This is a genomic window from Candidatus Profftella armatura (assembly GCF_000441555.1).
In the GTDB taxonomy this organism is placed as follows: domain Bacteria; phylum Pseudomonadota; class Gammaproteobacteria; order Burkholderiales; family Burkholderiaceae; genus Profftella; species Profftella armatura.
In genome coordinates, this window is sequence record NC_021885.1 from 308,541 (window position 1) to 333,738 (window position 25,198).

The following is a 25,198-nucleotide window of genomic DNA, read 5'->3' on the forward strand; positions in this document are numbered from 1 at the left end:
TACCAAAGGCGGGAGTCGGAATTGAACCGGCATATACGGCTTTGCAGACCGTTGCATAACCATTCTGCCACCCCGCCATATTATATATTTTAGCGGGAAAAGAGTCTCGAACTCTCGACCTCAACCTTGGCAAGGTTGCGCTCTACCAACTGAGCTATTCCCGCATTATTAAAATACAAAGTTAGATTTTATAGATATATTTGTATTTTTGTCAATAAAATAACTTTTATTTTCATGGAAAAATTTGTATGAATTTAAATATAAAACAATCACAAATAATTTTACATACAATTTTTAAAAAATAAAATTTTTAAAAATAAAAATTTTATTAAAGTAATTTTCTATTAATAAAAATATAAAAAAATTATTCTATATTAAATTATTTAAAATAAAAAAATTTATTATTAATAATTATAACATTTTAATTATTTTTTTATTTCATTAAATTTTTTTTTAAATCTTTAGGTAAAATAATTAAATTACTAGTATTTGTCTTATTTAAATTATTATCAGTTAAAAATAATTTTTCTGAAGAAAATGAAATTTTTATTATAGAAGATCTTACTAAATTTAATGCTAAATTAGCAGCCATTTGTTCACCGGAACGACGACTTGGGCCAATACCACAAGTTTTAATTTTTAATTTTGGAATTATACATATAATTTCAAATTTTTGATTATGAGCAGCGCCATAAGTAGCTAAAATTTTATATTCTGGTAATGGAATTTTTCTTTTTTGCAAATACTCCTGTAAAAGAGTTTTAGAATCTTTTCCGGTTATTATTGAATTAATTGAATTCAGAACAGTTTTATATAGAGAATAAATTACTTTTTGCACATTTCCAAAGTGAGAATCTAAAAAAATTGCACCAAATATTGCCTCTAAAGTATCAGCTAAAATAGATGGTCTATTGCACCCACCAGATTTTATTTCACCATCACCAAGCAATAGAAATTTTGATAATTCTAATTTTTTAGCGATTTCATATAATGTTTGTTGTTTTACTAAATTAGATCGAAAACGTGATAAATCACCTTCATTTATTGAATTATAATGCTCAAATAGTAATGAAGCAATTACGCAATTTAAGATAGAATCACCAAGAAATTCTAATCTTTCATTATGAATACTACTATAGCTACAATGCGTTAATGCTTGCCTTAAAATATCGGTATTTTTAAATGTATATCCTAATCGATGCTCTAATGATAGATACCACATGATATCATTCATTTTTTTATCTGACATGCATATTCTTTTTAAAAATTCATCTATGTAAAAAAATTTTTCAAAAAAATATCTTATATGAATTAAAACAATAATAACAACTATAAAAAACTATTATTTTTATTATATTCAATAATAAAATATTATATGAAATAATGTAATTAAAATTTTTAATATTAAAAAAAAATAAATTTTTAAGAGAAATTATAAAAAATTTTTATGACATTTAATTTTTTAATTTATCTTTTATAATGTTTAATTACTTTTTTACAATAAATAATTACATATTTATTTAGATTATTAATATTAAAAATTTTTTAAAAAATTGGCAAAAAAATTTTATAATTAAATTTATTTACTAAAATTTAATTTCCTGATTATAAATTAAATAATATTGAATTAAATTAAATTATAAAAGATTAATATGAAAAATAAACAAAAAATAAAGACAACTATAATAATTAAAAAAATTTTTTAAATATTTTTAATAAAATATTTTTTATATTTTATATTTTCAAAAAAAATTATATTGAAAAACAAAATAATATGAGTAATTATAATTAAAATAAATTTTTATAAAAATAGTATTAACTTAAAATTTATTTTTTTTATCTATCTTTAATATCGCTAAAAAAGCTTCTTTAGGTATCCCAACAACACCTATTTGTTTTAAATTTCTTTTTCCTGCTTTTTGTTTTTCAAGTAATTTTTTTTTTCTACTAATATCTCCTCCATAACATTTTGCAAGTACATTTTTTCGTAAAGATTTTACATTTTCACGTGCAATAATATTTGATCCAATAGTGGCTTGAATAGTTACATCAAACATTTGTCTTGGTATTAATTCTTTCATTTTATCTACTATAGCTTTTCCTTTGTGTCTACTATTAATTCGATGTGAAATACTCGAAAGAGCATCAATTTTTTCATTATTTATTAATATATCAAGCTTAACAACATCAGAAGATCGATATTCTTTAAATTCATACTCCATAGAAGCAAAACCATGAGAAATAGATTTTAAAGTATCAAAAAAATCAAATATTATTTCGGACATAGGAATTTCATATGTTAATTTTACATGCATACCATGATAATCTATATTAATTTGTATACCTCTTCTATGGATACATAATTTCATAATAACCCCAACATATTCTTTTGGTGTATATAAATTAATTATAACAATTGGTTCCTGAATTTCTAAAATTTTAACTGTTTCTGGTATTTGAGAAGGATTATCTATCATTAATATAGTATTATTTTTCATTAAAACCTTGTAAATTACAGTTGGGGCAGTAGTAACTAAATCAATATTAAATTCTCTTTTTAATCTTTCTTGAACTATTTCCATATGTAATAAACCAAGAAATCCACAACGAAATCCAAAACCTAATGCTTGAGATTTTTCTATATTATATTTTAATGCTGAATCATTTAATTTAAGTTTTTCTAATGATTTTTTTAAGATATTAAATTCATTATTTTTTAATGGAAATAATCCAGAAAATACTTGTGGTTGAACTTTTTTAAATCCTGGTAATACATTTAAAGATGGAAAGTTTGCTGATGTTATAGTATCTCCAACTTTTGCTATTTTTACTTCTTTAATTCCAGCCACAATAAAACCAACTTGTCCCGCTGATAATGATAAACATTGATATGATTTTGGAGTAAAAATTCCGATATTCTCTACTAAATGCTTTGTACCATTGGACATTAATAAAATTTTTTCTTTAATATGCAATTTACCATTAATCACACGAACCAACATTACTACACCAACATAATTATCAAACCATGAATCAATAATTAAAGCTTGTAAAGGAGCATTAATATTACCTTTAGGATACGGAATTCTATAAATTAAATTTTCTAATATTTCTAAAACACCAAAACCAGTTTTACCGGAACAAAATATTGCGTTTTTAGAATTAATTCCAATTATATTTTCTATTTCTAAAAGAGTATTATTTATATTTGCATTAGGTAAATCAATTTTATTTAATACCGGTATTACTTTAACATTCATGTCAATTGCCATATAACAATTCGCAACAGTTTGAGCTTCAACTCCTTGAGTTGCATCAATTAATAATAGAGCTCCTTCACATGCAGATAATGAACGATTAACTTCATAACTAAAGTCAACATGACCAGGTGTATCTATTAAATTTAAATTATAAATTAAACCATTTTTTGCTTTATATGATAAAGCGGCGGTTTGGGCTTTTATAGTAATTCCTCTTTCTCGTTCAATATCCATAGAATCTAAAACCTGAGATTCCATTTCTCGAGTAGATAATCCTCCACAAATTTGAATAATACGATCTGCTAATGTTGATTTTCCGTGATCAATATGAGCGATAATAGAAAAATTTCGTATATTTTTCATTTTTTTTATTTTTTAGAAAATTATAAATATTAATTATAGTAATTTTACTCGGATAAACTTACGTTTTCCAACTTGTAATACAAAAGTACCACTATTTAATTGTAAATTTTTATCACTAATTATAACTCCATTAACGCGAATTCCCCTTTGCTCAATCATTCTTAGTGCGCTAGAAATAGAGGGACATAAGTTAATTTTTTTAAGTAAATTTCCAATATAAAATGGTGCACCATGTATTTCTAATTCCGGAATATTATCTGGAATCTCACCTTTAGAACGTTTTATAAAATCATATAAAGCATTTTTAGCCGCAGATTTTGAATGAAAACGAGTTACAATTTTTTTAGCTAAAATAATCTTAAAATCACGAGGATTTTTTCCGGCAATAATTTCTGTTTTAAAATTAGAAATAGTATTTAAGGAATATTTAAGTATTAATTCATAATAACGCCACATCATTGAGTCAGATATGCTCATTATTTTAGCAAACATAATATTACTCGGCTCAGTAATACCAATATAATTATCTTTGGATTTTGACATTTTCTGAATTCCATCTAAACCCTCTAATAATGGCATTGTTAAAGTACATTGGGGTTCTTGAAAATAATTTCTTTGTATTTCTCTAGCAATTAATAAATTAAATTTTTGATCTACTCCTCCTAATTCAAGATCAGATTTTAATGCCACTGAATCATAACCTTGAATTAGAGGATATAAAAATTCATGTATTGAGATTGATATTCCATTTTTATATCTTTTTGTAAAATCATCTCTTTCCATCATACGAGCTACATTATAACAAGATGTTAATTTAATAATATCTTTTGCACTTAATTTATTACACCATTTAGAATTATAACAAATCTTAGTTTTTTCTATATCTAATATTAAAGAAATTTGTGAAAAATAAGTTTGCGCATTAAAATTAATTTGTTCATCTGTTAATAATGGACGAGTAATATTTTTTCCAGTTGGGTCACCAATTATTGCAGTAAAATCTCCAACTAAAAAAATTACCTGATGACCTAGATTTTGTAATTGATGCAATTTATCTAAAACTATAATATGTCCCAAATGTATATCAGGACTAGTTGGATCAAATCCAAGTTTAATACGTAAAGGTTTATTTGTATTTTCAGAACGTATTAATTTTTTTATAAGCTCTTCTTCCAATAATAATTCTTTAGTGCCATTTTTAATTATTTCTAATGAATTAAATATTTTATCAGATATAAGAAAAGGTTTTATTGAAGAGTTATTTTTAATTTTATATTTTAATTTAGAATTCATTCATAATAATTTAGTTATTTTTAAAAAATTTTTTATTAATAATTTTTATCACATTTTTATATAAAATTTTAAAAAATTTTTGTGTATTAATAGTTTAAAATTATTTAATTATTCATTTGAAAATTAAATTGATATAAATTTAAATTTATTATACCCTAAGAATTAATTAATAAATTTTTTTAAATATATAAAAGAGAAAAATTTTAAATTTATTACATAAATATGACTTTATTACCTATTATTTATTATCCAGATATACGTTTAAAAAAAATAGCAGAACCGATTACAAAGTTTGATATAAATTTAAAAAAAATAATTTTTAATATGACAGAAACTATGTATCATGCTATGGGAATTGGTTTAGCTGCTTCACAGGTTGATATACATAAACAATTATTAATATTAGATATTTCAAAAAATAATAATCAATTACAGGTTTTTATAAATCCAAAAATTATATGGTATAGCAAGGAAAAACAAATTTATAATGAAGGTTGTTTATCATTACCTGGGATATTTAATAAAATAAAACGATCTAAACGTATTCGAGTACATGCATTAAATATTGAAGGAAAAATGTTTGAAATAATAGCTGAAGGATTGTTAGCAATTTGTTTGCAACATGAAATAGATCATTTAAATGGAAAAATATTTATTGAATATTTATCTAATTTTAAAAAAGAAAGAATTATAAAAAAATTTTTGAAAAATATTAAAAAATAAAATTTAAATTTTATAAAATTATAAACGATGACTTCGATCGTATCGTAAAAATTTATTAGGAAATTTTATATATTTACCTAATACTAGTATTTTAAATAATTCTCCCATCTCTCCTAAAGAAATTAATTTTTTTACACTATTGGTTTTTTTTAAATATTGTAAAATATTATTTTTAAGCATAAATTGAGATAAAATACTACAAATACCAGAATTTATTAAAAATCCAGATTGACTTGTGTAATTTAATAAATCTAATCCGTTATCAGTTGCTATTTTTGCAATTGCTGTAAAATCAATATGAGAAGTTATATCTTGTAAACCAGGTAAATAAAATGGATCAAAATGCATATTATGTTTATAATGACACATCAAAGTCCCTTGAGATCTTTGATCTAAATAATATTCATGAGATGGAAATCCATAATCTATCAACAAAATTAATACACTATTATTTTTTGATTGATTTTTTTTGTTATTTATTAATGTTTTTGCTAATGATTTTATAAATTTTATAGCAACTGAATGTATTTCTGTTAAATATCCAATTGGAAGAAATTTTGCATTAGTTATTTGTTTAATAAAATTTAAATCACAAGGACGATCTTTAAATACAAATTTTCCTTTTTTTTTATTATTAATCCATGTAACGCCTCTTTCATACCAATAATTTATACCTTTTCTTACTAAAGATACTGGCATAGCATCTAATACTTCATTTAATATAATTAAACCAGAAAAATTCTTTGGACAACTATTCAGCCATTCTACATTTGTAAAATTAATTAACATTTTTTTTTGTCTATTACGCAATTTAGGAGATATTTCAATAATAATATATTTTTTAAGTTTAATATTAAATAAACTAAATGCAGTAAGAATATCTTTAGCTAATTTTCCACTACCAGATCCAAATTCTATTATTATAGGTTCAGTTTGTTCAAAAATTTCTATTGCTAATTTAGTTAATGTTATACCAAAAAATGATGAAATTTCAGGTGCTGTTGTAAAATCACCATGTTCACCGAATTTAATAGAATTATTATTATAATAACCTAGATTTTTTTCATATAAAGCTAGTTCCATATATCGTTTAAATGAAATCCAACCATTTTTTTCGTATATATCTTTTATAATTAAATTTTTTAATAAATTAGAATGAAATATATCCTTATTAGAGATAATAGTATTATGCATTTTAAAAATTTAAAATTTTAGATAATTTTTATTAATATATTAGATATTAGAAATTTTAACATTAAAAAATAATATTTTAAATATATTAGAAATTTTATAAAAATAGTAAAATAAACAACAAATTAATACATAATTTATTAAAATAAACAACAAATTAATACATAATTTATAAATGGAATTTATAATTAACACCCTCTATAAACACTCTGTAATTCATAAATTACGTGTAAATTTAATTATACTAATAATATTAAAATTATACAATCTTTTCTAAAGAACATGAAACCTATCTAAAATTAATTACTTTTATGTTATATTTTGTTTGTATAAAACTATTAAAATTTAAATTATAATTAAATCAATATAAAAAAATGGAATTAAAAAAAATTATAAATACAAAACATCAAACTATTGTTGCTTATACTAATTATGGTGTTAAATTTAGAAACGGAATTTTTTATACAAAAAGTTTTTTAGTATCACCAGAAATAGATCCTATTTTTTGGTCTATAAATAAATATAATTTTCTTACTAAAAAAGATTTTATTCATATTTCTAAATTTAATCCAAGTGTAGTAATTTTAGGAACTGGTAATATTCAACATTTTATTCATCCAAAATTAACTTATATTTTAACTCAAAAAAATATTGGAATTGAATGTATGAATAATCAAGCGGCATGTCGTACTTATAATATTTTAGTATCTGATGATATTAAAGCAATGTTAGCTCTTATTTTAGATTGAAAAATAATCATTAAAAATTATTAAATTTAGTATATTGACCAGAAAAAGTTAGTCTAATATTACCAATTGGACCATTACGCTGTTTACTAACAATAATTTCGGCAATACCTTTGTCAGCTGAATTTTGATTATAAACTTCATCACGATATATAAATAAAATAACATCAGCATCTTGTTCAATGGCACCAGATTCACGTAAATCTGACATTATAGGACGTTTATTTTGACGTTGCTCTAAAGAACGATTTAATTGTGATAAAGCAAGTATTGGGCAATTAATTTCTTTAGCTAATCCCTTTAAATTTCTGGAAATTTCAGAAATTTCAGTTGCTCTATTTTCTCCTCTAGAATTTGCGGACATTAATTGTAAATAATCGATTATAATTACACCAATTTTTCCACATTGTCTAGATAAACGTCTTGAATTTGCTCGTAATTCTATTACATTTAAAGATGGGGTTTCATCAATATATAATTGAGATTTATTAATTTTTTTAATTGAATCATTTATTCTTGGCCAATCATCACTAGAAAGACGACCAGTTCTTAATTTATGTTGATCTAATTTTCCAACTGAACCAAGCATTCTCATAGCTAATTGAATTCCACTCATTTCCATTGAAAATATAGCAACAGGTAATTTATTTTCAATTGCAATATGCTCTCCTATATTGAGAGAAAAAGCAGTTTTCCCCATAGAAGGTCTTCCTGCAACAATTATTAAGTCTCCAGGTTGTAATCCAGATGTTATTTTATCAAGTTCAAAAAAACCAGTTGAAATACCAGTAACATCATTATCATTAGTACCCCTATTATGTAATTTATTAATACGTTTTATAACCCGATTTAATAATGGTTGAATTTGTTGAAAACCTTTATTTATACATATTTCTTTTTCTGCAATTGAAAAAATTTTTGATTCTGCTTCATCTAATATTTGTTTTACTTCTTTCCCTCTAGAAATAAAAGCTTGACTAGATATTTCATCAGTAACTGTGATTAATTTTCTTAATATTCCTCTATCTCTAACTATTTCAGCATAACGTCGAATATTAGCGGCTGATGGTATATTTTGCGCTAAAGAATTTAAATAAGATAAACCTCCTATTTCTTCAGCATTACCAGTATTGGATAATGAATCAAATACAGTAATAACATCCGCTGGATGTGATGAATTAATTAATTTTATAATATGTTTAAAAATTAATCTGTGATCATAACGATAAAAATAATCTGAATTTAAACAATCTGCAATTTTATCCCAAGCAGTATTATCAAGTAATAATCCTCCTAAAACAGATTGTTCTGATTCAATAGAATGCGGTGGTACACGAAATTTTTTATTTTCAGTATTAAATGGTACAAGCATATATACTAATATTAATTTAGAAATAATTTTAAAAATTTATTTTTTATTATTTTTTTTAAATTTTAAAATTAAGTTATTATAAATAGTTATTTAATTTAAAAAATAAAATATTTTTTTGAATTATTTTTTTGTTTTATTATAAACGTATGGTTATTTTCAATACTTAAACAATTATAATTGTTATTTATTTAATTTTTCAAGAGAGTATATATATGCGTCATTATGAGATTATATTTATCGTTCATCCAGATCAAAGTGAGCAAGTTCCAGATATGATTGAGCGTTATAAAAAAATTATAATTTCCGGAAAGGGGAAAATACATCGCTTAGAAGATTGGGGGCGTCGATCTTTAGCTTATCAAATAAAAAAAGTAATAAAAGCACATTATATATGTTTTAATATAGAAATTAATAAAAAAACTTTATTGGAAATTGAAACAAGTTTTAGATTTAATGATGCAATTTTAAGATATTTAACAATAAAAACTAAAAAAGTTGAAACTGAAGAATCATCTTTTTTAAGATTTATTCAGAAAAAAGAAAGTGATCAAAAATAATAAATTTTTAATTTTTTTATTTAAGATAATATAATAAAATATTTTTTATAAAATAATAAGAGGTTTTAAAAATGATATTTGGCAAAAAAAATAATAAAAATAGATTTAAACAAAAACGTCAACAACAAAATCCACTTTTTAAAAGAAAAAAATTTTGTAGATTTACCGTAATGAACATTAAACAAATTGATTACAAAGACATTGAAACATTAAAAGATTTTATTCAAGAAAATGGAAAAATTATGGCAGCCAGATTAACAGGAACATGTTCTCATTATCAACGCCAGGTTGATAAAGCAATTAAACGCGCTCGTTTTTTAGCGTTATTGCCGTATACTGATTTACATAATAGATAACTTTTATAAGGAAAAATATGCAAGTTATTTTATTAAAAGATATTCCTAATTTAGGAAAATTGGGTGAAATTATAAAAGTAAAAAATGGTTATGCACGTAATTTTTTAATTCCAAAAAATAAAGCTCGACATGCAACAAAATTTGTTATTAAAGAATTTGAAGAAAAACGTATTAAATTAGAAAAAACTGCTTTTACAATTTTTTTAAATGCTAAAAAAATAGGAGAAGAAATTAAAAAGTTAAATATAAATATTATTAAAAAATCTGGGGTTGATGGAAAATTATTTGGTTCTGTAACTAATTCTGATATTGTCAAAGAACTTGAAAAAAAAGGATTAAAAATAGAAAAAAATAAAATTAAATTACCAAATAATTCAATTAAAAAAATTGGAAATTATTATATAGATATACTATTACATAGTAAATTAAAAATTAATAAAATGATTTCTGTTTCTAGTGAAATAAAAACTTAAAAATTATAAAAATTAAAATAACTATATTATAAAAACATTTAAAAATTATTTAATTTTTGGCACAAAAAATTATGATAGATGGAAATTCTACTTTTCTTTGGTATGATTATGAAACATTTGGTTTAAATGTTAGAAGAGATAGGCCATTTCAGTTTGCCGCAATTCGAACTGATATTATGCTTAATACAATTGATAATCCAATTATGTTATATTGCAAACCAGCTCCTGATTTTTTACCTGATCCAAGGGCTTGTTTAATTACAAAAATCACCCCTCAATTTTGCTTAAATAATGGTATACCAGAGTATAAATTTGCATCTATTATTGAAAAAATTTTTTTAAAACCAGGTACGATTAGTGTTGGTTATAATACAATTTTGTTTGATGATGAAATTACTCGATTTATGTTTTGGAGAAATTTAATTAATCCCTATGAAAGAGAATGGAAAAATAATTGCAGTCGCTGGGATTTAATTAATGTAATAAAAGCTTTTTATGTATTAAGTCCATATGGAATAACATGGCCATATAAGAATAATGGTAAACCAAGTTTTAAATTAGAGCATTTAAGTTTTGTTAATAATTTATCACACAAAAAAGCCCATGATGCTTTATCGGATGTTCGTGCTACATTAGGTTTAGCTAGATTAATACGTAATAATAATCCTAGATTGTTTAATTTTATTTTATCATTACGAAAAAAAAAATATGTTTTAGCGGAAATAGGATGGCCAATTGCTCGTCCATTTTTTTATATTACTCATATGTTTTCTTCTAAACATAGTTATATTTCTCTTATGTGGCCTATTTGCATACATCCAATGAATAAAAATATATTAATTACTTGGAATTTATTACATGATCCTAAAAAATTTTTATTAAATGATATTAATAAAATTCGAGATTATTTATGTTTTAAAAAGAATTCTTTCAAAGAAGATATACCAATAAGCATGATTCATCTAAATAGATCACCAATAGTAATTAGTAATTTAAAAGTATTATCATCAAATTTAATGTTTCGTTATAAATTCGATTTAAATTGTGCTTTTAAGAACATAAAATGTGCCTCATCTATATTAAATAATACTTATATTTGGAAGAAAATTTTTTTAGATTATAAAATAAATAATTCTGATTTAGAATTAAATATTGATGAGGAATTATATAATAATTTTATTAGTAAAAAAGATAATTTTAAATTAGCTATTTTAAGATCCATGTCTCCTAAAAAATTATCTAATGTTAATTTTTGTTTTGAAAATAAAAAATTAGAAGAGTTAATTTTTCTTTATCGAGCAAGAAATTTTATAGAAACATTATCTTATAAAGAATTAAAGCGCTGGAAGAAATATCGTATTTCTCGATTTTATAATAAAAAAAATAATCTTTATAACATAAATATGTTTTATTTAGAAATAGAATCTTTATTAAAAAAAGCAAATGAACATGATACAAAAATATTAAATGCATTATTGATGTATGGAAAAAGTATTACTCAAAAAATATGATGATTAATAATTTAATTAATTTTTATATTATTTTTTCTTAAATTATTGATAATTTTATTATGCAAAATACCTTGTTATTAGTAGATGGTTCTAGTTGTATATATAGAGCGTTTTATGCGTTACCTGATATAAGAAATATAGATAATTTTCCAGTTGGCGCATTATATGGTACAATAAAAATGTTACGTAAATTATATAAAAATTATAGGGCAACTTACATTGCTTGCATATTTGATGCAAAAGGAAAAAATTTTAGAAATATTTTATATCCATCTTATAAAGCTACGCGAAAAAAAATGCCATATAATTTAATTTTACAAATCAATCTAATTCATCAAATGATAAAAGCAATAGGTTGGCCAATTTTAATAATAAAAGGAGTTGAAGCTGACGATGTAATTGGAACACTTGCTAAACAGGCTGTTACTAAACATAATTTAAAAGTTATTATTTCGACTAATGATAAAGATATGGCGCAATTAGTAAGCAATAAAATTGCTCTTATTAATAATAATAAAATACATGATCGTACAACTATTATTTCTAGGTTTGGTGTGTCACCAGAAAAAATTGTTGATTATTTTAGTTTAATAGGTGATATGTCAGATAACTTACCTGGTGTTAAAAAAATTGGACCTAAAACAGCTGTTAAATTATTAAATCAATATAATTCTTTAGAAAATATTATAAATAATGCCAATAACATTAAAGGTGTAATTGGAAAAAATTTACGATTTGCATTAAATTGGTTACCAAAATTAAAAAAATTATTAACAATAAAAACTGACTGTGATCTTACTAAAAATATAGTATCAATTCCAGAATCTTTAATTCTTCAACCTAAAGATGAAAAATTATTAATGCAATTATTTAATAAATATAAGTTAAATAAGCTAAATTTCTTGATGCATTAAAAAATTTACTTATTTTATACTAATTAATATTTAAATATTTATTACATTTTTAAAAATGTGCAATAATATCATTAATTTAAACTTAATTTACTATTTTTTTAAAAAAATAGAATTTTAGAATTATTTAATTCACTTTAAATCATATAAAAATATTATGACTAAACAAAAAAAAAAAATATTATCATCTAAAGTTGACGTTCTTAACGCTATTAATAATAATACATTAAGTATACCATTAAAAAATCATGATGATAATATCTCTGATGAAAATTATGATATTGATTGTAGTGATGCTAAGTCGTTATTTAATTTAACTAATCATTTTTTAATTGCTATGCCTGGTTTTTCTACCCCATTTTTTGATGGAGCAGTAGTATATTTATGTGAACATAATTCAAATGGTGCATTTGGTATCATAATTAATAAACCAACTGATATGACTATAAATATTTTATTAGATAACGATAGTAATTTAAAACTAAAATTAGTTCCAAATACAAAAGAATTTATTTTAGAAAAAACAACAAAAACTATTATGTTTGGTGGTCCTATTCAAATTGATAGAGGTTTTGTGTTACATAATATTACTAATGAAAAATCACCAATTTTTAATTCAACTTTAAATATAGCTTCTGACATTTCATTGACTACTTCTAGAGATATATTAGAATCCTTTTCTAGAGGAGACGGACCATCCCAGTTATTAATAAGCTTAGGTTGCTCAGGATGGGGGGCTGGTCAATTAGAGGAGGAAATTATGAATAATCATTGGTTAATAGTTGACGCTAATTCTGAAGTTATTTTTGATGTTCCATGTGAACAACGATTTTTTGCTGCAGTAAAATTATTAGGAGTTAACCCATTAATGTTAAGCAATCAATATGGATATGTCTAATAATTTAATTAAATCTTTTCCTAATATTGAAATTATATTTGGTTTTGATTTTGGATTTAAAAGAATAGGAATTGCATTTGGAAATACCTTAATAAAACATGCAAAACCTTTGAAAATTATTCATTCGATAACTAATAAAGCAAAATTTAATGAAATTTCTAAATTAGTAGAAAAGTGGAAACCAAAGTATTTTGTGGTTGGTTTTCCAACATATATTGATATGACTTCTGAAAAACATAAAGTAGCAATCAGATGTAAGCGATTTGCTAATCAACTATATGGACGTTATTCAATTAAAACATTTATGATTAACGAAAATTATTCATCAATTATAATTAAAAATTATCGTAAAAAATATATAGATTCTCAATCAGCCGCTCTTATATTACAACAATATTTTAATGAAAAATTATAATTAAAAATTATTTACTTGAATTATTGAACGATCTTCAAGACATAATGCTGTAAGTTTGTTACCCCAAACGCAACCAGTATCTAAGCAAATGATATTAGGTTTCATTATTAATCCTAAAGTTGACCAATGCCCGAATAGCACAGTAATATCAATTGTTTTCCTATTAGGCAAATCAAACCATGGTATATAATTACTTTGAAAATTATTATTTTTTATATTTTTTTTTATAAATTCTATTGTTCCATCTATTTTACAAAATCTTGTGCGTGTTAATGTATTAATAATAAATTGTAATTTATCTATTGTATTTAAATGTATTGTATGTAAATGATTATCCCAATTTATTGAATTATGATTATATAATTTAAAAAATAAATTTTTCCAATAAGATGTTCTTAATATTTTTTCCACTTGATGAGATAATTTTATAGTTTGTTGAGCTGTCCATTGTTTAGCTACTCCAGCATGGATCATAAGATATTTTTTATAATATATAGCTAATGGTTGCGTACGCAACCAAGATACTAATTTTTTTTTATCTGGAGCATCTAAAATATCATCAAAAGTATCAAGTTTACTTTTTTTATTAATATTAATTAAAACATCTAATAAATGTATTTCATGATTTCCTAAAACTATTTTAGCATAATTTCTCATTGAATAAACCATTCGTAGAGTATCTAAAGATTGGGGACCTTTATTAATTAAATCTCCTAAGAATATAAAATTAGCTTCAGGAGATTTTTTATGAATTTTTTTTAAAAGTATAGAAAGTGATTTTTTACAACCATGAACATCTCCTATAGCATAAGTTGTTTTCATAAATATTTGAAATTAAATTTTATTTTTATTAAAAGATAAGATATTATCTTGTATATCAATATATATAGTATCTTTTTCTACAAAATATCCAGATAAAATTAATTTAGAAAGCGGATTTTCAATTTTCTGTTGAATTACTCTTTTTAAAGGACGGGCTCCATATATTAAATCAAATCCTATATTAGAAATTTTTTTTAATGCCGCTTTACTAATTTTAAGATCCATATTCATTTTTAATAATTTATTTTTTAGAATATTTAATTGTATATTCGCAATAGAAAGAATATTTTTTCTATTAAGATAACGAAAAACAATAATATCATCAATACGATTTATAAATTCAGGTCGAAAATATATTTTTACTTCATTCATTACTGCTAATTTTATAATTTCTTTATCTCCCTTTTCCATCTCTTTAATTTTATCAGATCCAAGATTTGATGTCATAACAATAATTGTATTTCTAAAATTTATAGTACGACCACGGTTATCTGTTAAACGACCATCATCTAGTATTTGTAATAATATATTAAAGACATCTGAATTTGCTTTTTCAATTTCATCTAATAAAATTAAACTATATGGTTTTCTACGAACTATTTCTGTTAAATAACCTCCTTCTTCATATCCAATATAACCTGGAGGTGCGCCAATTAAACGAGAAATAGAATGTTTTTCTATAAATTCACTCATGTCAATTCTTATTATTGATTCTTCATTATTAAATATACATGCGGATAATGTTTTACATAATTCTGTTTTCCCAACTCCAGTAGGACCTAAAAACATAAAAGAACCATATGGACGTTTAGCATCAGATAAACCAGATCGAGAACGTCGAATTGCATTTGAAACCGCTGAAATTGCTTCATCTTGACCAACAACTCTTTTACATAATAAATTTTCTATATTTAATAATTTTTCACGTTCTACTTGTACTATTTTTGACACTGGTATTCCTGTGGTACGTGAAACAATTTCAGCTATTTCTTCAGATCCAACTTTAGTTTTGAGTAAAGTAAATTTATTTGCGTTATTAGGTAATTGTATATCTTTTTGTGATTTTTCTTTTAATATTCTTTCTAATTTATTTAATTCTCCATATTTTAATTTTGATACAGTTTGCCAGTCACTTTTTCTAGTAGCCTTGTTTATTTTTAAGCGTACTTTTTCAATTTCCTCCTTAATCTGTTGACTATCTTTTATTAAGGTTTTTTCATATTTCCATATCTTTTCCAAATTAGCATATTTAATTTCTAATTTATTAATTTCTTTTTTAATAAGTAATAATCTTTTTTTTGATGATTCATCATACTCACGTTTTATAGCTTCATGCTCTATTTTCAGTTGAATTAATCGTCTTTCTAATTTATCCATAATTTCTGGTTTAGAATCTATTTCAATTTTAATTTTAGCTGCAGCTTCATCAATTAAATCAATAGCTTTATCTGGCATAAATCTATCGCTAATATAGCGATATGATAATTCTGACGCTGCTACAATAGCAGGATCAGTAATTTCAACACCATGATGAACTTCATATTTTTTTTGTAATCCCCGTAAAATTGAAATAGTTTCCTCGATATCAGGCTCTTCTACTAAAATTTTTTGAAAACGGCGCTCAAATGCTGCATCTTTTTCTATATATTGACGATATTCATTAAGTGTGGTGGCCCCAATACAATGAAGTTCTCCACGAGATAATTCTGGTTTCAGCATATTACCAGCATCTATAGAGCCCTCTACTTTACCTGTTCCAATCATAGTATGTAATTCATCTATAAAAATTATAATATTTTTTTGATTATTAGATATTTCTTTTAATATTTTTTTTAAGCGATCTTCAAATTCTCCACGATATTTTGTTCCAGCTAGTAATAAAGCTATATCTAGTAATAAAATTTTTTTTGATAACAAACTATTAGGGACTTCTCCATTTATAATTCGTTGAGCTAATCCCTCTACAATAGCTGTTTTACCTACTCCAGGTTCTCCGATTAAAACAGGGTTATTTTTACTTCTTCTTTGTAATACTTGTATTGCTCGTCGAATTTCATCATCACGCCCAATTACAGGGTCTAATTTTCCTAATCTAGCTTTTTCAGTTAAATCTATTGTGTATTTTTTTAAATACCCTATGTGTTCTTCATCCTGTTGTGACAAAATATTTTTTCCTTTTAGAGTTAAAAAAATTGTTTTTTAAAAATTTATAATTTAAATTATAATTACGCAATAAGATTTCAGCCTGTGATTTACTCAAAAAAATCTAAATAAAATTATTTACACTTGAGATATAATTTTTATAATATCTTTTTTCTACTTTATCTAATATTTTATCTAATATATTAATTCTTTTCTAATTTTTGTTTTATAATTATCTCTAAATATTTTAAGTAAATAAGCCGTAAATTAATTAATTTTTTAACAAAGTATACTTAAACCAAAATGCTACAAGACAAAAAATGAAAAAATTTTTTTAAAAAATAAATGTAAAAATTATACATAAAAATTATCATTATTAATTACTAAATTTTGAGTATAAACTAAAGATTCTTCTAATTTTGTTGTTATTACTTATTAGAATATATTAACTCTCCTAATTTTAAATTTATTTTTACAATTTACAATAGATTTATTTTTAATTTCTATTTAGGATATTTTTTAATAAAATTATAACGTTTTAAAATATTTTTTTTAGATAAACTGTGTTCTAAAATAGGCTTTGGGTAATTTTTTCCTAATATAATTCCAGCTTTTTCTAATTTATAAGAACTTGCTTTCCAGGGAGAATGAATATATTTATTTGATAATTTTGATAATTGTGGAAGATATTTACGAATAAAAATTCCTTGATAATCAAATTTTTTAGATTGAATAATTGGATTAAAAATACGAAAAAATGGTTGAGAAGAACAACCAGAAGATGCTGACCATTGCCAATTACCATTATTAGATGCTAAATCAAAATCATTTAACTTATTTGCGAAATAATTTTCTCCCCATTTCCAATTAATACCCATATTTTTTATTAAGAAACTTGCAGTTACCATTCTTAATCTATTATGCATATAACCGCTTGAATTTAATTGAATAATAGCAGAATCAATTAATGGATAACCAGTATACCCTTTACACCAATTTAAAAAATTTTTTTTTGCATAGTTATCACTTTCCCAAAGAATATTATCATACTCCTTTTTAAAAGATTTATTTACTACATTTGGATGGCAATATAAAATCATTTGATAAAAATCACGCCATATTAACTGAGATAACCATGTAAAATATCCAATACAGTCAGTTTTATAATGTTTTTTTATGAATTTAAAAATTAGTTTTACTAATTTTCGAATTGATATTGTTCCAAATCTTAAATGTATAGACAAATAAGAAGTTCCATTAATAGAAGGATAATTTCTATTTATATTATAATTTTTAATTTTTTTAATAAAATTATTTAATAATATTTTTGCTCCAGACGCTCCTGTTTTAATACCTAGGGAAGATAAGTTACTTTTACAAAATCCAAGATCATTTAATGAAATTATGTTATTATTAATTATTTTATGTAATTTAGAAGAATGTACTAAATTATTTAGATAAGAGTTAACTGGATAAGATTGTAAATAACATTTATTACTTTTAACTTTTTCTATCCATTTTTTTTGATAAAAAGAAAATATAGAATATGGTTTTCCTGTTTTATTTAAAATTTCATTTTTTTCAAAAATAACTTGATCCTTATAGCTAAAAAATTTGCATCCTATTACTTTTAATTCTTTTTTAATTAATTTATCACGTATTATTGCTTGAGGTTCATAATCATGATTTATCATTACTGCGTCAATATTTAGCTTTATAACTAATTTTTTAATTTCTTTTGAGGCAATAGCATAACGTATAATTAGATCACTATCATAATTTTGTAGATTAATACTTAGTTCAATAATACTTTTAAATATAAATTCAATTCTACGATCCTCAATAATACCTTGAGAACGTAAAGGATCTAAGATATTTTTATCAAATATGAATACACAATATACCTCCATGCTTTGACGTAACGCATAATATAACGCAGTATTATCTTGTATACGAAGATCACGACGAAACCAAAATAAAGTTTTTTTAAAAATTTTTATATAATAAAAATGTTATTCATAATTAAAATGGAACATCATCATCTGCTTCTAAAAAATTAGATATAGGCAGTGGTTGTGTTTTAAAATTTTCTTTAGATTTTTCTTTTTCGTTATTAGTATTTGAAGTATAATTTTTACGTGCAGACATTATATTAAAAAAATTATTTTCTAAATTATTAGAAATATTTTTTTCATTTGTATTTTTACGACTACCTAACATTTGCATGTTATCAGCAATAACTTCTGTAATATATTTTTCAACTCCTTCCTTATTAGTCCATTTTCGTGTTTGTAAACGTCCTTCTATATATATTTGTGATCCTTTTTTTAAGTATTGTTTTACAATTTGCGCTAGTTTACGATAAAAAGTAATTCGATGCCATTCTGTTAATTCCCTTTTTTCTCCAGAATTTTTATCTCTCCAATTTTCTGTTGTTGCAATGCTTACATTAGTAACGGCATCACCATTAGACATATAACGTGTCTCAGGATCTCGACCAAGATTACCAATAATAATTACTTTATTTACAGAGGCCATATTTTTATATTTAGTTGTTTATTTTGATAATTATACAATTTTAACATTATTAAATTCTATAAAAAATATATTTATTTTATAATTATTTTTAAAATTATTTTATATTTTTGAAAATTATTATATGTTTCTTCTTTTCATATATAATAATAATTACTTTATTATATACTTATATTAATAAAAAATTAAAAAATTTTTTGTAAATAAAAATTTTTTAAATTTATTTTCTTAAATAATATCTAGATTTTATACTAAAATATTTTATATTAAAAATTTATAAAAATTTTTATTTAATTATCTATAAACATATATTTTATACTATAAATGAATCAATTTGCTAAAGAAGTAATTTCTATTTTACTTGAAGAGGAAATGTGTAAAAGTTATCTTGATTATGCGATGAGTGTAATTGTTGGGAGAGCATTACCAGATGTGCGGGATGGATTAAAACCAGTTCATAGACGTGTATTATTTGCTATGCATGAAATGAATAATTTATGGAATCGTCCTTTTGTAAAATGTGCACGAGTTGTTGGGGAAACTATGGGAAAATACCATCCTCATGGTGATGTATCAATTTATGATGCTTTAGTAAGAATGGCACAATCATTTTCTTTACGTTGCACATTAGTAGATGGACAAGGTAATTTTGGTTCTATAGATGGGGATAGTGCTGCGGCAATGCGTTATACTGAATGTCGTTTAAATAAAATTTCTAATGAATTACTTATTGATTTAGATAAAGAAACTATTAATTTTATTTCAAATTATGATGGAAAAGAAAAAGAACCATCTGTATTACCAACACGTATTCCAAATTTACTAATAAATGGTTCTTCTGGTATTGCTGTTGGTATGGCGACTAACATACCTCCTCATAATTTAACAGAAGTTATTGATGGTGTATTATATGTTTTACATAATCCAGAATGCTCAATTAATGATTTAATCAAGATAATTCCAGCTCCTGATTTTCCAACAGCAGGTATTATTTATGGATTATCTAGTGTTCATGATGGCTATTATACTGGAAAAGGTCGTGTAATAATACGAGCCAAAACTCATATAGAAGAATTTAATAGAGAAAATCGCACAGCAATTATTATTGATGAACTTCCATATCAAGTTAATAAAAAATCATTATTAGAAAAAATTTCTCAATTAGTTAAGGAAAAAAAATTAGAATGTATTTCTAATTTACGAGATGAATCAGATAAATCTGGGATGCGTATAGTTATTGAATTGAAGAGAAATGAAATACCAGAAATAGTATTAAATAAATTATATAAACAAACTCAGTTACAAAATACCTTTGGTATGAATATGTTAGCATTAGTTAATGGACAGCCTAAATTATTAAACCTAAAAGAAATACTTTATTATTTTATTTTACATCGTAAAGAAGTAATAAAACGAAGGACTATTTTTGAATTACGTAAAGCGCGTGAGTACGCTCATATTCTAGAAGGATTAACGATAGCATTAACAAACATTGATAATTTTATACAGATTATTCGTTCAACATCCACACCTCAAGAAGCGAAAAATAAAATTATTGAATCTACATGGAATTTACCTGATGTTAGTAAAATAATTGGTTTTAATAAAAAAAATTATAATACTATTTCAAAAATTAATAACATATCTAAATTACAAAATAATGATATGTATAAATTATCTGATATACAGGCTCAAGAAATTTTAAAGATGCCTTTACAACGTTTAACTAATATGGAACAAAAAAAAATAATTAATAAATATGAAAACGTTATAAAAAAAGTTATAGATTTAACAGATATATTATCTAATTCAAAACGAATTATAGAAATAATTACTGATGAACTAAATATAATTAAAAATAAATATGGAAGCCATAAAAAAAATATACGGCGCTCTGAAATAATTTTAAATGCCATAAATCCTAGTACGGAAGATTTAATTGCATCTCAAGATATGGTAATTACATTATCAAATTTAGGATATATCAAATCTCAACCAATTTCTGAATATCGCGCACAAAAACGAGGAGGTAGAGGAAAAAAAGCCATGATGACAAAAGATGAAGATTGGATTAATCAACTATTTATAGCTAATACACATGATTATATCTTATGTTTTTCTAATTATGGTAGATTATATTGGCTAAAGGTTTGGCAAATCCCTCAGGGATCTCGAAATTCACGAGGTAAACCAATTATTAACATGTTTTCATTAAAAAATAAAGAAAAAATTACTGTAATTTTACCTTTATCTAATAATAAACGTGATTTTCCAAAAAATAATTATGTTTTTATGTCAACTAGTCTAGGTATTGTTAAAAAAACTTTATTGTCAAATTTTAGTAATCCACGTAAATCTGGAATTATTGCTGTTAATTTAAGTAATGAGGATTTTTTAATTGGAGCAGCATTAACTGATGGTAGTTATGATATTATGCTTTTTTCGGATTCTGGTAAAGCAGTACGTTTTAATGAAAATTCTGTACGAGCAATGGGACGCTCGGCTCGGGGAGTTATAGGTATGAGGCTAGAAAAGAAACAAAAAGTTATAGCCTTATTAGTCTCAAATAATCAAAAACAATCAGTTTTAACTGCAACCGAAAATGGTTATGGTAAACGTACGTTAATAAAAGAATACACAAAACACAATAGAGGTACTAAAGGAATAATTTCAATTAAAACTAATAAACGAAATGGGAAAGTTGTAGCGGCAACATTGGTTAATAGGTATCATGAAATTATGTTAATTACAACTGGAGGTATTCTTATACGCACACGTGTTTCAGAAATTCGTAAAATGGGAAGATCTACTCAAGGAGTTATTTTAATAACTGTTGAAAATAAATCTAAATTATGTGGAGTACAACGTGTAATGGAAAACGATATTAAAGATAATAAAAATAATAGCATATGTAATAAAAATAATAACATATAAAATTTGAATTTTTGTAAAAATTAAAAATTTAATCAAATTTCAATTGAATTTAGTTATGTAAGATAACAATGATAAAAAAATATATTCCAGTTATAACAATAGATGGTCCAACTGCCTCTGGAAAAGGAACTGTAGCACAATTAGTTGCATCGAAATTAGGTTTTCATTACTTAGATTCAGGTGCATTATATCGATTAGTTACCTTATCTGCAATTAATAATAATGTACAACTAGATAATGAACTAGAATTAGTTATTTTAATAAAAAAACTGAACTACAATTTTTTAGGTAAAGAAGTATATTTGAATGGTGTTAATGTAACCACATTAATTCGAAATGAAAAAGTAAGTAATAATGCCTCAAAAATTGCAAAATTTAAAAATATACGAAAAGAATTATTTAAAATACAAGTGAAATTTCGTAAATTTCCAGGATTAGTGGCAGATGGACGTGATATGGGTACAACAGTTTTTCCGGATGCTTTTTTAAAAATATTCTTAACAGCAGATATTAAACAAAGAACCAAAAGAAGATATAAACAATTGATGCAAAAAGGTTTTTCTGTTAGCATGAGTGATTTGTTAATAAATTTGATAAAACGTGATATTCGTGATAAAACTCGTAACTTATCGCCTTTAAAATGCCCTGAACAGGCGCATTTATTAAATACCTCTAAAATGAACATTAATCAAGTAGTAAATCAGATATTAGATTGGTATAAATATAAAAAAAATTAAAAATATTAATTATTTTATAATATTATTCGACTATTCTTAATAATAGATCGATTTTTCAAACCTAAATCTTATATATTTTACATAAAAATTTATTTATTTAAAAAAAATATTGAATATATTTTAATATATTATGTCAACTACCATTATTCTTAATCAAGATTCTACAAAAAAAGGTCCAGATAGTTTTGCGACTTTATTTAAAGAATCTTTATTACGTCATGATATGCGATCTGGAGAAGTAATTTCTGCTGAAGTTATTGGTTTAGATCGTAATTTTGTTATTATTAATGCAGATTTAAAATCCGAAGCATTTATCCCTATTGAAGAATTTAAAAATGATAATGGCGAACTTGAAGTTAAAATTGGTGATTTTGTTTCTGTTGCAATTGAATCTTTAGAAAATGGTTTTGGAGATACTATTTTATCTCGTGATAAAGCTAAACGTTTAGCTTCATGGCTTTCTTTAGAAAAAGCCATGGAATCTGGAGAAATTATTACTGGCACTATAAATGGAAAGGTTAAGGGTGGTTTAACTGTTTTAACAAATGGTCTAAAAGCTTTTTTACCTGGCTCACTTGTTGATATACGCCCTGTTAAAGATACCACCCCATTTGAAGGAAAAACAATGGATTTCAAGGTTATTAAACTTGATCGTAAGCGCAATAATGTTGTATTGTCACATCGCGCGGTAATTGAAGAATCCATGGGAGAAGAACGCCAAAAACTAATAGAAACTCTTAAAGAAGGATGTACTGTTAAAGGTGTTGTAAAAAATATAACCGATTATGGGGCTTTCATAGATCTAGGTGGAATTGATGGTTTATTACATATTACTGATATAGCATGGCGTCGTGTTAAACATCCTTCAGAAATTTTAACTATTGGTCAAGATATTTCTACTAAAATTTTAAAATATGATCAAGAAAAAAATCGCGTTTCATTAGGTATGAAACAATTAGGAATTGATCCATGGATTGGATTATCTTTTCGCTACCCACGAGGAACACGTTTATTGGGTAAAGTTACTAATTTAACTGATTATGGTGCATTTGTTGAAATTGAAAAAGGTATTGAAGGCCTAGTTCATATATCTGAAATGGATTGGATCAATAAAAATGTTACTCCAAGTAAAATTGTTCAATTAAATGATACTGTTGAAATTATGATATTGGAAATAAATGAAGAAAGACGTCGTATTAGTTTGGGAATGAAACAATGTAAAGATAATCCTTGGGAAAATTTTTCTATCATACACAAAAAAGGCGAGAAAATAAAAGGTATAATTAAATCAATTACTGATTTTGGAATATTTATTGGATTAGATGGTAATATTGATGGACTTATACATTTATCAGATTTATCCTGGACTGATCCAGGAGAAGAGATTATACGAAATTTTAAAAAGGGAGATGAAATTGAAGCTATCATACTTTCAATTGATGTTGAAAAAGAACGTATTTCTTTAGGAATTAAACAACTTGAGGGTGATCCATTTAATAATTATGTTAATATAAATGATAAAGGTTCATTAGTAAACGGTATTATTAAGTCTATTGATACCAATAAAGGAGCAATTATTCAATTATCAAATGAAGTAGAAGGTTATTTACGTATTTCTGAAGAAGATAATAAACATGAAAAAAAATTAAAAATAGGTGAAAATATTGATGTACTTATTAATCATATTGATCATAAAACACGATATATTCAACTGTCTTTTAAAAAAAAAGAAGTTATCAAAAAGAAAAAATTATTAACATCCATTAATGCTAACACAATTTCCGGTACAACAAATTTAGGCTTAATATTAAAAGCTGAACTAGAAAAAATAAAATAATATTATTTATCTTACCAATAAAAACATTAATTTATTATTCTATTTAAGTGCGACCGAAGGGAATCGAACCCCTATCAACAGAATCGGAATCTGTAATCTTATCCGTTAGACCACGGTCGCAT

Annotated in this window: 21 protein-coding genes and 3 tRNA genes; 12 read left to right on the forward strand and 12 right to left on the reverse strand. The window is 23.8% G+C overall.

Going from position 1 to position 25,198, the window contains the following annotated elements:
* Nucleotides 1-6 precede the first annotated feature (6 nt).
* From SSDC_RS01260 to tyrS, 5 genes are all read right to left on the reverse strand, one after another.
* A tRNA-Cys gene (locus SSDC_RS01260) sits at nucleotides 7-77 on the reverse strand.
* 14 nt (nucleotides 78-91) lie between these two features.
* Nucleotides 92-164: transfer RNA gene (locus tag SSDC_RS01265), tRNA-Gly, on the reverse strand.
* A 269-nt stretch (nucleotides 165-433) separates the two neighbouring features.
* A complete protein-coding gene (gene rnc, locus SSDC_RS01270; protein WP_020915511.1) occupies nucleotides 434-1,249 on the reverse strand; it encodes a ribonuclease III in 816 nt (271 codons plus the stop codon).
* Nucleotides 1,250-1,820: 571 nt separating this feature from the next.
* Entirely contained in the window at nucleotides 1,821-3,623 is a 1,803-nt protein-coding gene (gene lepA / locus SSDC_RS01275; RefSeq protein WP_020915512.1) for a translation elongation factor 4, read from the reverse strand.
* Nucleotides 3,624-3,656: 33 nt separating this feature from the next.
* Nucleotides 3,657-4,916, reverse strand: coding sequence for a tyrosine--tRNA ligase (gene tyrS, locus SSDC_RS01280; RefSeq protein WP_020915513.1), 1,260 nt, complete (start codon nucleotides 4,914-4,916; stop codon nucleotides 3,657-3,659).
* Nucleotides 4,917-5,138: 222 nt separating this feature from the next.
* Here tyrS and def point away from each other — a divergent pair, with 222 nt between their 5' ends.
* The gene (gene def, locus SSDC_RS01285) at nucleotides 5,139-5,639 is read left to right on the forward strand and encodes a peptide deformylase (protein ID WP_020915514.1); all 501 of its coding nucleotides are present in this window, start codon (nucleotides 5,139-5,141) and stop codon (nucleotides 5,637-5,639) included.
* A gap of 18 nt (nucleotides 5,640-5,657) precedes the next feature.
* Here def and SSDC_RS01290 read toward each other — a convergent pair whose 3' ends face one another.
* Nucleotides 5,658-6,833: a class I SAM-dependent methyltransferase gene (locus SSDC_RS01290; protein WP_020915515.1), complete on the reverse strand. Its 1,176-nt coding sequence runs from the start codon at nucleotides 6,831-6,833 to the stop codon at nucleotides 5,658-5,660.
* A 371-nt stretch (nucleotides 6,834-7,204) separates the two neighbouring features.
* Between SSDC_RS01290 and SSDC_RS01295 the strand changes: the two genes are divergently transcribed.
* A complete protein-coding gene (locus tag SSDC_RS01295) occupies nucleotides 7,205-7,579 on the forward strand; it encodes an Mth938-like domain-containing protein (RefSeq protein ID WP_020915516.1) in 375 nt (124 codons plus the stop codon).
* Between the two features lie 10 nt (nucleotides 7,580-7,589).
* Here the strand turns inward: SSDC_RS01295 and dnaB are convergent, their stop codons facing one another.
* The gene (dnaB, locus tag SSDC_RS01300) at nucleotides 7,590-8,948 is read right to left on the reverse strand and encodes a replicative DNA helicase (RefSeq protein WP_020915517.1); all 1,359 of its coding nucleotides are present in this window, start codon (nucleotides 8,946-8,948) and stop codon (nucleotides 7,590-7,592) included.
* Between the two features lie 212 nt (nucleotides 8,949-9,160).
* On the opposite strand from dnaB, the gene rpsF reads away from it, so the two are divergent.
* From rpsF to ruvX, 7 genes are all read left to right on the forward strand, one after another.
* Nucleotides 9,161-9,505 (forward strand): 30S ribosomal protein S6, encoded by a 345-nt coding sequence (gene rpsF / locus SSDC_RS01305; protein WP_020915518.1) that lies wholly within the window; start codon nucleotides 9,161-9,163, stop codon nucleotides 9,503-9,505.
* Between the two features lie 71 nt (nucleotides 9,506-9,576).
* Nucleotides 9,577-9,861: a 30S ribosomal protein S18 gene (gene rpsR / locus SSDC_RS01310; RefSeq protein WP_020915519.1), complete on the forward strand. Its 285-nt coding sequence runs from the start codon at nucleotides 9,577-9,579 to the stop codon at nucleotides 9,859-9,861.
* A gap of 17 nt (nucleotides 9,862-9,878) precedes the next feature.
* A complete protein-coding gene (gene rplI, locus SSDC_RS01315) occupies nucleotides 9,879-10,334 on the forward strand; it encodes a 50S ribosomal protein L9 (RefSeq protein ID WP_020915520.1) in 456 nt (151 codons plus the stop codon).
* Between the two features lie 56 nt (nucleotides 10,335-10,390).
* On the forward strand, nucleotides 10,391-11,845 hold the full coding sequence (gene sbcB, locus SSDC_RS01320) for an exodeoxyribonuclease I (protein ID WP_020915521.1): 1,455 nt from the start codon (nucleotides 10,391-10,393) through the stop codon (nucleotides 11,843-11,845).
* 59 nt (nucleotides 11,846-11,904) lie between these two features.
* Complete coding sequence (locus tag SSDC_RS01325) at nucleotides 11,905-12,759, forward strand: 5'-3' exonuclease (protein WP_020915522.1); 855 nt, start codon at nucleotides 11,905-11,907, stop codon at nucleotides 12,757-12,759.
* Between the two features lie 154 nt (nucleotides 12,760-12,913).
* On the forward strand, nucleotides 12,914-13,654 hold the full coding sequence (locus SSDC_RS01330; RefSeq protein WP_020915523.1) for a YqgE/AlgH family protein: 741 nt from the start codon (nucleotides 12,914-12,916) through the stop codon (nucleotides 13,652-13,654).
* Nucleotides 13,647-14,069: a Holliday junction resolvase RuvX gene (gene ruvX, locus SSDC_RS01335; protein ID WP_235443390.1), complete on the forward strand. Its 423-nt coding sequence runs from the start codon at nucleotides 13,647-13,649 to the stop codon at nucleotides 14,067-14,069. Before SSDC_RS01330 ends, ruvX begins: the two co-directional genes overlap by 8 nt.
* Here ruvX and SSDC_RS01340 read toward each other — a convergent pair whose 3' ends face one another.
* The 4 genes from SSDC_RS01340 to ssb form a co-directional block, all read right to left on the reverse strand.
* Entirely contained in the window at nucleotides 14,070-14,891 is an 822-nt protein-coding gene (locus SSDC_RS01340; RefSeq protein WP_020915525.1) for a symmetrical bis(5'-nucleosyl)-tetraphosphatase, read from the reverse strand. It lies immediately after the preceding gene.
* A gap of 12 nt (nucleotides 14,892-14,903) precedes the next feature.
* Nucleotides 14,904-17,054, reverse strand: a complete 2,151-nt coding sequence (locus SSDC_RS01345) for an AAA family ATPase (protein ID WP_020915526.1) — start codon at nucleotides 17,052-17,054, stop codon at nucleotides 14,904-14,906.
* Nucleotides 17,055-17,536: 482 nt separating this feature from the next.
* Nucleotides 17,537-19,033, reverse strand: a complete 1,497-nt coding sequence (locus SSDC_RS01350) for a cryptochrome/photolyase family protein (RefSeq protein WP_041193054.1) — start codon at nucleotides 19,031-19,033, stop codon at nucleotides 17,537-17,539.
* Nucleotides 19,034-19,055: 22 nt separating this feature from the next.
* Nucleotides 19,056-19,571 (reverse strand): single-stranded DNA-binding protein, encoded by a 516-nt coding sequence (gene ssb / locus SSDC_RS01355; RefSeq protein WP_020915528.1) that lies wholly within the window; start codon nucleotides 19,569-19,571, stop codon nucleotides 19,056-19,058.
* 321 nt (nucleotides 19,572-19,892) lie between these two features.
* On the opposite strand from ssb, the gene gyrA reads away from it, so the two are divergent.
* The 3 genes from gyrA (at nucleotide 19,893) to rpsA (ending at nucleotide 25,076) form a co-directional block, all read left to right on the forward strand.
* Entirely contained in the window at nucleotides 19,893-22,502 is a 2,610-nt protein-coding gene (gene gyrA, locus SSDC_RS01360; protein ID WP_020915529.1) for a DNA gyrase subunit A, read from the forward strand.
* A gap of 68 nt (nucleotides 22,503-22,570) precedes the next feature.
* Nucleotides 22,571-23,239, forward strand: a complete 669-nt coding sequence (gene cmk / locus SSDC_RS01365; protein WP_020915530.1) for a (d)CMP kinase — start codon at nucleotides 22,571-22,573, stop codon at nucleotides 23,237-23,239.
* A gap of 130 nt (nucleotides 23,240-23,369) precedes the next feature.
* On the forward strand, nucleotides 23,370-25,076 hold the full coding sequence (rpsA, locus tag SSDC_RS01370) for a 30S ribosomal protein S1 (RefSeq protein ID WP_020915531.1): 1,707 nt from the start codon (nucleotides 23,370-23,372) through the stop codon (nucleotides 25,074-25,076).
* A 48-nt stretch (nucleotides 25,077-25,124) separates the two neighbouring features.
* On the opposite strand, the gene SSDC_RS01375 is transcribed toward rpsA, so the two are convergent.
* Nucleotides 25,125-25,196: transfer RNA gene (locus tag SSDC_RS01375), tRNA-Arg, on the reverse strand.
* Nucleotides 25,197-25,198 lie beyond the last annotated feature (2 nt).